The 11,281-nt window shown below is 70.4% G+C and carries 8 protein-coding genes; 3 read left to right on the top strand and 5 right to left on the bottom strand.

Annotated features, from left to right (window positions below; genetic code table 11):
- The 3 genes from FRAQA3DRAFT_RS25015 to FRAQA3DRAFT_RS25005 all read right to left on the bottom strand — a co-directional run.
- On the bottom strand, positions 1-524 hold a 524-nt coding region (locus FRAQA3DRAFT_RS25015; RefSeq protein WP_009741841.1), incomplete at its 3' end, for an Hsp70 family protein.
- A gap of 111 nt (positions 525-635) precedes the next feature.
- Positions 636-1,148 (bottom strand): general stress protein, encoded by a 513-nt coding sequence (locus FRAQA3DRAFT_RS25010; RefSeq protein ID WP_232291752.1) that lies wholly within the window; start codon positions 1,146-1,148, stop codon positions 636-638.
- Positions 1,149-1,815: 667 nt separating this feature from the next.
- Entirely contained in the window at positions 1,816-2,238 is a 423-nt protein-coding gene (locus FRAQA3DRAFT_RS25005) for a molybdopterin-binding protein (RefSeq protein WP_009741839.1), read from the bottom strand.
- A 662-nt stretch (positions 2,239-2,900) separates the two neighbouring features.
- Here FRAQA3DRAFT_RS25005 and FRAQA3DRAFT_RS25000 point away from each other — a divergent pair.
- Positions 2,901-3,680: an SDR family oxidoreductase gene (locus FRAQA3DRAFT_RS25000; RefSeq protein WP_009741838.1), complete on the top strand. Its 780-nt coding sequence runs from the start codon at positions 2,901-2,903 to the stop codon at positions 3,678-3,680.
- A gap of 103 nt (positions 3,681-3,783) precedes the next feature.
- Here FRAQA3DRAFT_RS25000 and FRAQA3DRAFT_RS24995 read toward each other — a convergent pair whose 3' ends face one another.
- Complete coding sequence (locus FRAQA3DRAFT_RS24995; protein ID WP_232291751.1) at positions 3,784-4,536, bottom strand: HdeD family acid-resistance protein; 753 nt, start codon at positions 4,534-4,536, stop codon at positions 3,784-3,786.
- 270 nt (positions 4,537-4,806) lie between these two features.
- Here FRAQA3DRAFT_RS24995 and FRAQA3DRAFT_RS24990 point away from each other — a divergent pair, with 270 nt between their 5' ends.
- Positions 4,807-5,886 carry a ferredoxin reductase gene (locus tag FRAQA3DRAFT_RS24990; protein WP_009741836.1) on the top strand — a complete coding sequence of 360 codons (1,080 nt, stop codon included), beginning with the start codon at positions 4,807-4,809 and terminating at the stop codon, positions 5,884-5,886.
- A gap of 49 nt (positions 5,887-5,935) precedes the next feature.
- On the top strand, positions 5,936-7,048 hold the full coding sequence (locus tag FRAQA3DRAFT_RS24985; RefSeq protein WP_009741835.1) for an acyl-CoA desaturase: 1,113 nt from the start codon (positions 5,936-5,938) through the stop codon (positions 7,046-7,048).
- Positions 7,049-7,102: 54 nt separating this feature from the next.
- Here FRAQA3DRAFT_RS24985 and FRAQA3DRAFT_RS24980 read toward each other — a convergent pair whose 3' ends face one another.
- Positions 7,103-11,212 (bottom strand): HAMP domain-containing protein, encoded by a 4,110-nt coding sequence (locus FRAQA3DRAFT_RS24980; protein ID WP_009741834.1) that lies wholly within the window; start codon positions 11,210-11,212, stop codon positions 7,103-7,105.
- Positions 11,213-11,281 lie beyond the last annotated feature (69 nt).

The following is an 11,281-nucleotide window of genomic DNA, read 5'->3' as shown; positions in this document are numbered from 1 at the left end:
AGCGCGGCCGCGGTCGGCTCGTTGATGATCCGCAGGACTTCCAGGCCGGCGATCCGGCCGGCGTCCTTGGTCGACTGCCGTTGCGCGTCGTTGAAGTACGCCGGCACCGTGATCACGGCTTCGGTGACCTTTTCGCCGAGGAACTTGGCGGCGTCGTCGGCCAGTTTCCGCAGCACCATCGCCGAGATCTCCTCGGGGGCGTACTCGCGCCCGCGAACGACGATCCGTACTGCGTCTTCCTTCCCGGCGGTGATGTCGTACGTGACTGTCTTCAGCTCGCTCGTGACCTCGCTGTACCGGCGGCCGATGAACCGCTTGACCGCGGTGATCGTGCCTTTCGGGTTGAGAATCGCCTGACGGCGGGCCAGCTCCCCGACCAGCCTCTCCCCGCTCTCCGTGAACGCGACCACGGAGGGGGTCGTCCGGGCTCCCTCGGCATTGGGGATGACGTTCGGCTGGCCGCCTTCCACGACGGCGATGACCGAGTTCGTCGTCCCCAAGTCGATTCCTACTGCCTTTCCCACGATGCCCTCCGGGAGAGTTCGTCTGGTGATGGTCACGCCGGACGCAGCACGCCCGGCGCAGCCCGACCGTTCCGACTCCGGGCACCCCGGTCGGGCCGCTGTTCCAGGTGGTCAGGCCTGGCCGTCCGGTGCGGGCGAGGCCCGGCGCAGGCCCGCTTCCTCCAGCAGCCGCACCGCCTGCTCGGTGACGTCGGCGTCGACGACCAGGTCGTAGTGGTCCGCGCCGAGCGCCGTCACCGAGACGAAGTCCCGGCGGCCCCTGCTCAGGGCGTAGATCAGCACTCCCGTCAGGGCGCCGATCACGGCACCGAAGATCGCCCCGTACAGGGCGAGTAGCACCGCCGCCGCCAACGGGTTGACCCAGTTGAACAGGCCGAAGATCCAGCCGACGAGCGCACCGGGGACGGCGCCGGCGAGTGCCCCCCGACCGGCGGCCGAGGCCCAGGTCAGCCGGGCCGTGACCTTCTCGACCATGTGCAGACCGCGGCCGATGATGGCGGTCCGCTCCACCGGGAAGTCGCGGTCGGCGAGCAGGTCGACGGCTCGCTCGGCCTCCCCGTAGACGTCGAAGGTGGCCACCACCTCCTGGGTCCTGACCGTCTGGTCCACCTGGACCCCGGCCACGACCTCCTCGAACGTCGGCCGCTTGTGCAGAACACCCGTGCGGGATCCGCCCCGGGAGTCCTCCGAGCCGGTGGCCCCCGCGGATCGTCTCTCCCCGGTGCCAGCGTGTTCGTCATGATGCGACATGTGGATCGCCCCCACCCGACGCCCGTCGTCGGTCGACCACCGCAGCCGAGGGACGTCGCCCGCGTACGGCGGTGCCATCCAGGAGGCTGCCCCCGTTCGGCGCAACCAACCGGCCACAACACCGGAACCCGCCAGGTCACGACACGAGCCGGGCCGTCGTGTCATCGCTCAGCGCCACGTCCGGCGGAGGGCGGGCGGCTACTGATCTTTAATTCGCCGGGTCGGGCTGGAGGGGAGCCCGTCCGGTTCCGGTTCCGCGGAACACCATGATCGCGGGTCCGGGTCCGGGTCGGGGCCGAGGGCGGGGTTGCGCTCCGGCTGACAGCCGTCCGCGCCGGTCCGGCACCGCCCTGATCTGCTCGACAGGTACCTCGCCGTCACCCGACCGGCCGGCGCGGGCTGGTTCACGTGCGTCGCGGTCGGGACCGCCGCCAGGGGACGGTCCCGACCGCCAGGGGACGGTCCCGACCGCGAGGTGACGACGCCGTGGCCGTGCTTACGGCCGCCGTGGCGCCGGCGTTGGTATCGGGTGTCGGGCCGGTCAGACCGCCGCGAGGGCCACTTCCGTCGACTTGACCAAAGCAGTGACGGAGGAACCCTCGGCGAGACCGAGATCGGTCACGGCGGCCAGAGTGATCGCCGAGGTAAGCTCACCGCCGCTTTCGAGGGCGATGTGCGCGACGGTCATCGCGCCGCCGGTTTCGAGGCTGGATATCGTGCCGCGGAGCTGATTGCGAATGCTCAGACCGTCCACGCTGCCGGTGGTCAGGGACACCTCGGTGGATTTGATCAGGACCTCGACGGTGGCACCCGCCGACAGGCCGAGCTCCTTGATCGCATCCAGGGTCACCGCGGCCGTCACATTCTGCCCGCCAGGCAGGGCGATCAGTACAGTGCCCATCACCGCACCTTCGGTGATGCCGGTGACGGTTCCGGTCAGTTGGTTACGTATGGTCAGACTCACGGGTCCGCTCTCGTCTGGCCGTCACAGGAGTTTCCTTTCAGTTCTACCCGTCGTCTGGGGCACACGCCTGCCCCGATCGCGACATGGTTTCCGCACGTATTGAAAAGAGCTGCAGTGAACGCCGTGAATACTTCGCTCTTTGCGGCCAGAAATCCTATCCGCGTGACCGCGCCAGGTGTGGCCGAGATCCCGCCTCGGGGGCGGGCTCGACTGTCCGAGAGCGCTCGCTGGGCTGCCGCCGTCTCCCGCACGCTCTGCCCGGGGCCGGCGTTCCGCGCTATCCGCTCTGTACCAGGACAGCGCAAGAGGACCAGGACAGCGCAAGAGGACCAGGACAGCGCAAGAGGACCAGGACAGCGCAAGAGGACCAGGACAGCGCAAGAGCACCAGGACAGCGCAAGAGCACCAGGACAGCGCAAGAGGCTCGAACCCAGCCCGCCCGGGTGTCCCACTGAAACGTTGCGGGCCGCGCCCGGCCCGCGAACCGATCGGCGGATAGAGTACGGACAATGATGGCCGTCGCCGGCGTTTGGTGCGGTTCGGTTCGACGGCCGCCGAGGCGGCGAGCCGAATGCCGTCCCCCGCCCCGCGGATGGCGGCGCCCGGGGTCCGGAATCCGCCGAAGTCCCTGGTCGACCCGCTCATCTCGTAACGAGGACGCAATGGCAGACACGGGCAAGACGGCGACGGCGATCGTTACCGGAGCGGGGCGGGGAATCGGGGCGGCGATCGCCGCCGACCTCGCCCACCGCGGCTATCACGTGGTCGTGAACTACCGGCGGGATGCCGACGCGGCGGCAGCCGTGGTCGCGGGAATCCACCGGTCGGGGGGCAGCGCGGTCGCGCTGGCGAGTGACGTCACCGATCCGGACGACGTGGCGTCGATGGTCGCGACCGTGCTCGCCGACCGCGGACGGATCGATGCGCTGGTGGTCAACGCGAACACCGCCGCCCCGACCTTCGCGCCGCTGAGCGATCTGACCTGGGCGGCGTTCGCCGCGAAGATGACCGGTGAACTGGCCGGAGCCTTCCACATCACCCAGCAGGTGGTGGCGGTCATGCGGGCGCAGGGCGAGGGGCGGCTGGTCTATCTCGGCAGCACCGCCGCCGACTACGTCGGCGCGGGCCGGCTCGCCCACGGCACCGCGAAGGCGGCGCTGACCACGTTCGCCCGCCACGTCGCCGCGGAGACGGCCCGTGACGGGATCAGCGTCCTGACCGTCGCGCCCGGAGCCGTGCGCACCGAGGCGACCGCGGCGGTCCTCGACGCGAACCGCGAGAAGGTGCTGGCGGACAACTCCGTGCTGCACCGCGTCCTGGAACCGGCGGACGTCGCCGCCGCCGTCGGGTTGGCCCTCGACCCCGCCCTGCGCCCGGCGACCGGGACGGTGCTGCGCGTCGACGCCGGCTGGTCCGTACTGGCCGGCGGCCCCACGGCCTGAGGCCGGCGGCGCGGGCGGGTTCGGCTGGTCCTACGGGAGGAACCGGCACGGGCCCTCGCCCTGCCGGTTCCCACCGAGTCCCCAGGGCCGGCGCGGTGCCCGTCTACCGGTCGCCGGTCGTGTACCTGTCGCCCGTCGTCGTCGTCCGCGGGGCGCGGCCCCCTTCCAGCCGTCCGCCCTCCGCGACCGCACGGCCACCGAAACCGCTGGGCGGCAGCTCGTCCAGACGCATGCCCTCCTGGGGCGCGGGCGTGTGGACTCCCCGCAGCCGCAGCGCCATGGCAATCTTGGTCAGGCCGAGCGCGAGGGCGGCAAGCCCGACCCACAGGGCCAGCAGCGAGCGCGAGTCCCGCGGGTAACCCACCGCCCAGAACGCCACCCCGATCTCCAGCGCGCCGACGATGAGCGGCATCCACCACTGCGCCGGCGACCGCCCTTCAGGGCCGGCTGCGGCGTGCTGCTCGGTGCGCCGGGCCGCGAACGAGTTGATGATGTCGTACACACCCTTGATCAGGAAGAACCAGGCCACCGTCCGGGCCACCACCTTGAAGGTGGGATCCGGCCAGACCAGCGACACGATCCCGCCCACCACGAACAGCGCGGCGAGCAACAGGTGGGACCATCGCCAGTCCCGGGCGGTCGCCCTCGCGGCCAGCAGCTCGCTGGCCGCGCCCAGCAGCAGGACGATCCCGAGCACCACCGCGATCGATTTCAGGGAATTCATGTCGAACTGCGGGATCGCCAGCGCGAACAGGGTGAAAGCCACGCCGACAGCGAGAAGCGCGTACCACGGAATACCGGATGATCGCGACTGCGTCCGTTGGTCCGCGGCCCTTTGACCGATCACAATTTCCACCCCCGTCTTGTCAGGGTCGTCCCGTCTGACGGGATTTGACCCTCACTCCTGGACCACAGGTCAGCAGCCAGATTCCCACCGTCGCGCCGACCACGCATGGCCACCGGAGATCTTCTCGGCGAGCGCCGATCGGATTGAACGGTTTGAGCCGGCGGTGTAACCTGCCGGCGAGCTGTAACGAAGTCGCTGTGTCCCCGCTCGGAATCATCCAGGAATCTGTCTGGAAATTCCGTCTGTTCCGGTACGCCCGCCGGCGAGGTGACACGATCGATGCTGGATATCAGGCCGATGCTGACCGCGGCAACGGGCGTCCTGACGAGTCCGCTGATGCCGGACGACTACCGGGCAATGATGAATCCGCTGTGGTCGCGGCAGCGATTGTCCGGTCGGGTCGAAGCCGTCGTGCCGGAGACCCCCGACGCCTCGACCGTCGTCATCCGGCCCGGTCGCGGCTGGCGACGGCACCTCGCGGGTCAACACGTCGGCGTCGGCGTGGACATCGAGGGCGTGTGGCACTGGCGGACGTTCTCGCTGTCGTCCCCGCCCGGCCGCCCGGACGGTCTCGTCACGATCACGGTGAAGGCCGCACCCGGCGGGTTCGTGTCCGAACACGTCGTCCGCCGGCTGCGTCCCGGCGGGATCGTCCGGCTCAGCCGGCCGGCCGGCGGTTTCGTGCTGCCGGACGACCTTCCGACCCGGTTGCTGTTCGTGACCGCCGGCAGCGGCATCACTCCGGTGATGTCGATGCTGCGCGGCTTCGCCCTGGCCGGGGACCTGCCCGACGTGTTCCTCGCGCACGTCGCGCCGAACGGGCCGCAGGTCATCTTCGGCGGCGAACTGCGTCGGATGGCGGCCCGGTTCCCCGGCCTCCGCCTGCACGAGCACCACACCCGCCCCGTCCCCGGCCGGCGGGCGAAGCGGCTGACGATGGCGGACCTGTCCGCCGTCTGCCCCGATCTGCCGGACCGGATGGCGTGGGTCTGCGGGCCACGGGGACTGCTGGACGACGCGGAGGCGTACTGGCGGGCGGCCGGCATCGCCGACCGGCTGCGGACGGAACGGTTCCAGCCGGTGGCGCGCCCGTCCGCCGGGCCCGGCGGGCGGGTCCGCTTCGTCAGGAGCGGACGGGAGACGGCCGCCGGCGCGGGCACGCCCCTGCTGGCCGTGGGCGAGGAGGCGGACGTCGCCATGCCGAGCGGCTGCCGCATGGGGGTCTGCCGCACCTGCCTGGCCCGCCTGGCCGGCGGCCGGGTCCGGGATCTGCGCACCGGCGAGGTGCACGGCGACCCCGGGGATCTCATCCAGACCTGTGTGTCCACCGCCGTCGGTGACGTCGACATCGACCTTTGATCTGAGACCGGGCCGTGATCTGAGACCGGACCTGTGGAGGAGAACGCGGATGTCAGTACCCACGCACCTCAGCGCCAGCGACATCGAGGAGTTCGGCCGGGAACTCGACCGGCTGCGCGCGGAGGTCATCGCGAGCCGCGGCGAGGACGATGCCCGATACATCCGACGGGTGATCGCCGTCCAGCGCCGACTCGAGGTCGGCGGCCGGGCGGTCATGTTCGCGTCCCTGGTGCCACCGGCGTGGCTGGCCGGCACGGCGATGCTCTCCCTCGCCAAGATCCTCGAGAACATGGAGATCGGGCACAACGTCCTGCACGGCCAGTGGGACTGGATGCGCGACCCGGACATCCACTCCACCACCTGGGAATGGGATTTCGCCTCACCCGCCGACCAGTGGAAGCACTCCCACAACTACGCCCACCACACCTACACGAACGTGCTCGGCAGGGACCGGGACCTCGGGTACGGCATGCTGCGGGTCTCTCCCGAGCAGCCCTGGCACCCCGTGTACCTGGCCCAGCCCCTGTACAACCTGGGTCTCGCGGCCGTCTTCGAATGGGGTATCGCGATCTACGACGCGGAGATCGACAGCGCATGGCGGGGAGAACGGGGCTGGGGCGAGACCGTGGGCCCGCTCGGGCAGGCGCTACGCAAGGCCGCCCGCCAGGGGCTCAAGGACTACGTGGCGTTCCCGCTGCTCGGCGGTCCGGCGTTCCTTCCCGTCCTGCTGGGCAACCTCACCGCGAACGTCACCCGCAACGTCTGGGCGCACACCATCATCATCTGCGGCCACTTCCCGGCGGGCGCCCGGACCTTCACCGAGGAGGAGATCGCCGAGGAGAGCCGAGGCGAGTGGTACCTGCGCCAGCTCCTCGGCTCCGCCAACATCAGCGGTCCGGCGGTCCTCCACCTCCTCAGCGGCAACCTCAGCCACCAGATCGAGCACCATCTCTTTCCCGACCTGCCCAGCAACCGCTACGCCCAGATCGCACCGCGGGTCCGCGACCTGTGCGAGCGGTTCGGTCTTCCCTACACCACCGGCTCGCTGCCCCGGCAGACGGCGAGCGTCTGGCGCCGGATCGCACGCCTGGCGCTGCCCGGTCCGGCGCGGTCGACGACCGGCGACACCCAGGCCGAACCGGTCGTCTCCCGCGCCGCGTGACCACCGTCCCCGCCGACGGCCGGTGCCTGGCCGCCTACCGTGAGCCCTCTGCGCCTACCGTGAGCGCCTCGCGGGTGCGAGGCTGGCCCGGATGCAGGCGAGGAGTTCCTCGATGTCCACGGGCTTGGTGACGTAGTCGGTCGCCCCGGCGTCGAGGCACTTCTGCCGGTCGTCCGGCATCGCCTTGGCGGTGACGGCGATGATGGGCAGGGCGGCGAACTGGGGCATGGTCCGGATGGCGGCCGTGGTGGCGTAGCCGTCCATCTCGGGCATCATCACGTCCATCAGCACGAGGTCGATGTCCGGGTTGGACTGCAGCGCGTCGATGCCCATCCGCCCGTCGGCGGCATGGATCACCCTCAGCCCGTAGAGGTCGAGGATGCTCGTGATGGCGAAGACGTTGCGCACGTCATCGTCGACGACGAGCACGGTGCGGCCGGCGAGCCCGGGGGCGGTGGCCGGCTGCGCCCCGGGGGATGATTCGCCGGGCGACACCGGGACGATCCGCGGGACCGGGCGGGGCGGTTGATCGGTCGACAGCCGCAGGATCACGCGTTCGCGCAGCTCGTCGAGGGACGGCAACAGCTCGAGGTCGCCGGTGGCGAAACGGATGCGCGCCAGGCGTTCCTGCGCCGTCGCCACATCCGCGGTGTAGGCGAGCAGCGGCACGGTCGGGAGATCGGCCTGGTCGCGCAGCCGTTCCAGGAAGGCGAAGGCACAGGTGCCGGCGGGGGTGAGGTCGAGCACGACGCAGCGAGGGGTCCCCGCCCGCAGCAGGCTCACCGCCTGGCCCGGGTCGGTCGCGGTGACGATGTCCGCCGGGCCGTGACTGTCCCGGAATGCCGCCGCCGCGCTGGTGGCGAGCACCGCGAGAAGCCCGGTGCCCTGCGGCTCGACGACCAGGACGCGCGGTGGATCGACGGGTGCTGCCGCCGGCGCGGCCGGTTTGGTCACCAGGTGGAGCCCCGGCTTCGCCTCGCCGTCCGGCGCCACCGCGTCCTCCTGCGGGGCGAACGCGGTGAGGGCCGGCGGGAGCGGGTCCGCCGTGCCCGGCATCGGGTCGGGCAGCGGAAGTCGCTGGCGCGAGGGAACGGTGTCCGCTGCCGGCTGCTCGCCGGGCAGCCGGGGATCTGCGTCCGGCGGTGTCGGCACGGGCGGCACCAGGGGCAGCCGGAGGGTGAAGGTGCTGCCCCGCCCGAACTCGCTGCGGGCCTGGATCTCTCCGCCCAGCAGCGTCGCCACCTCGCGACAGATCGACAGCCCAAGGCCGGTGCCGCCGTAGCGGCGGCTGGTGGTGCCGTCACCCTGCTGGAACGCGCCGAAGATGCGTTCGAGGTTCTCCCCGGCGATCCCGATTCCGGTGTCGGACACGGAGAACAGGACGGCCTGCTCCGACGCCGCCCCGCCGTCGCCGGACGACGCGATGGCGAGGTCGACGCTGCCCTGCTCGGTGAATTTCACCGCGTTGGACAGGAGGTTGCGCAGCACCTGCGCTAGAAGATGGCGATCGGTGGGCAGGTGCGCCGGGAGGTCGGACGCCATGGCGACGGTGAAGCGCAGGCCCTTCTCGGCGGTGATCGGCGAGAAGGTGGCCTGGACGTCCTCGACGATGTCCACCAGGGCCACCTCCTCCACGTGGATGTCCATCTTCCCGGCCTCGACCTTGGACAGGTCGAGGATGTCGTTGATCAACTGCAGCAGATCCGACCCCGCGGAGTGGATGACGTGGGCGTACTCGACCTGCTTCGGCGAGAGGTTGCGGGTGGGGTTCTGCGCGAGCAGGCGAGCGAGGATCAGCAGGCTGTTCAGGGGTGTGCGCAGCTCGTGCGACATGTTCGCCAGGAACTCGGACTTGTACTTCGAGGCGAGGGCGAGCTGGCGAGCCCGCTCCTCCAGTTCCTGGCGGGCCTGTTCGATCTCGAAGTTCTTGACCTCGATGTCGTGGTTCTGCCGGGCCAGCAGGGTGGCCTTCTCCTCCAGCTCGGCGTTGGAGAGCTGGAGATCCTCCTGGCGGGACTGCAGTTCCTCGGACCGCGCCTGCAGCTCGGAGGCGAGCCGCTGGGACTCCTCCAGCAACGCGTCGGTACGGGCGTTCGCGATGATCGTGTTGACGTTGACCCCGATGGTCTCCGTCAGCAGGTTCAGGAAGTCGTGGTGGACCTGCGCGAAGGGGCTGAAGGAGGCGAGCTCGATGACGCCGAGCACCTGGTCCTCGAACAGGATCGGCAGCACGATCAGGGCGACCGGAGCCGACTGCCCGAGGCTGGAGGCAATCTTCAGATAGTCGGCCGGGGTGTGCGCGACGACGATCGGCCGCTTCGTCCGCGCGGCCTGTCCGACCAGGGACTGGCCGAAGTCGAAGCGCCGCGGAATGTCCCGTGCGGCCTGGTACCCGTAGCTGGCGATGAGGTTGAGCGCGGGTCGGTCCACCCCCGACTCGGCGAGCAGGAAGGTGCCGTACTGCGCGTCGACCATCGGCGTCAGCTCGTCGATGACCAGCTGGGCGACGGTCTGCAGGTCGCGGTGCCCCTGCATCAGCCCGCCGATGTGAGCCAGGCTGGTCTTGAGCCAGTCCTGTTCCTGGTTCGCCCGCGTCGTCTCGCGCAGCGAACGGACCATCGCGTTGATGTTGTCCTTGAGCTCGGCGACCTCGCCCTGGGCGTCGACGTCGATCGACCTGGTCAGGTCGCCGGTGGCGACGGCGCTGGTGACGGCGGCGATGGCCCGGACCTGCCGGGTGAGGTTCCCGGCCAGCTCGTTGACGTTCTCGGTGAGGCGCTTCCAGGTGCCCGACAGGCCCTCCACCTCGGCCTGGCCGCCGAGGATGCCGTCGGTGCCGACCTCGCGGGCCACCCGCGTCACCTCGGCCGCGAACGAGGAAAGCTGATCGACCATCGTGTTGATGGTCGTCTTCAGCTCGAGGATCTCCCCGCGGGCATCGACGTCGATCTTGCGGGTCAGGTCCCCCTGGGCGACCGCCGTCGTGACCTGCGCGATGTTGCGGACCTGGCTGGTGAGGTTGTTCGCCATGAAGTTGACGTTGTCGGTGAGGTCCTTCCAGGTGCCGGACACCCCCTTCACGCTCGCCTGGCCACCCAGGCGGCCGTCGGTGCCGACCTCGCGGGCCACCCGCGTCACCTCGTCGGCGAAGGCGCCGAGCGTGTCCACCATCGTGTTGATCGTGGCCGCGAGCGCGGCGACCTCGCCCTTCGCCTCCACCGTGATCTTCTGGGAGAGGTCGCCGCGGGCGACGCCCGTGGCGACCTGCGCGATCGAGCGGACCTGAGCCGTCAGGTTCGAGGCCATCACGTTGACGTTGTCGGTGAGGTCCTTCCAGGTTCCCGACACGCCGCGGACGTTGGCCTGACCCCCGAGATTGCCCTGCGTGCCGACCTCGCGGGCCACCCGGGTGACCTCGTCGGCGAACCCCGAAAGCTGATCGACCATCGTGTTGATGGTCTCCTTGAGCTCGAGGATCTCGCCGCGGGCGTCGACCCGGATCTTCTGCGACAGGTCCCCCCGGGCGACCGCCGTGGTCACCTGGGCGATCGACCGGACCTGGTCGGTGAGGTTGCCGGCCATGACGTTCACCGACTCGGTGAGGTCACGCCAGGTCCCCGAGACACCCTTGACGTCCGCCTGGCCACCGAGCCGCCCGTCGGTGCCGACCTCCCGGGCCACCCGGGTGACCTCGTCGGCGAACCCCGAAAGCTGATCGACCATCGTGTTGATCGTGCTCTTGAGCTCCAGGATCTCACCGCGGGCGTCGACGGTGATCTTCTGCGACAGGTCACCCTTCGCCACCGCCGTCGCGACCTGCGCGATGTCGCGGACCTGGCCGGTCAGGTTGCCGGCCATGGCATTGACGTTGTCGGTCAGGTCCTTCCACGAGCCCGACACCCCGGGCACCTCGGCCTGGCCACCGAGCTTGCCCTCGGTGCCCACCTCACGGGCCACCCGCGTCACCTCGGAGGTGAACAGGGCGAGCTGGTCGATCATCCCGTTGAAGACGGTGGCGATCTCGTCCATCAGATCGTCGCCGACCCGCGGCAGGCGGGTGCCGAAGTCACCTCCCCGCACGGCGGTCAGCCCGGCGAGCAGCTGTCGCAGGGCCGGATCGTCCAACCTGGCGCGCACCGAACCACGATCCGTGACCTCGGTCACCGTTGTCCTCCTGCCTGTCGCCGCGGGGCCCGTCCACCGGGAACCCTCAAGGTCGATGTCCAGATCCTC

Origin of the sequence: Frankia sp. QA3 (assembly GCF_000262465.1) — a bacterium.
Classification (GTDB): Bacteria; Actinomycetota; Actinomycetes; order Frankiales; family Frankiaceae; genus Frankia.
This window is presented reverse-complemented; position numbering and strand designations above follow the sequence as displayed.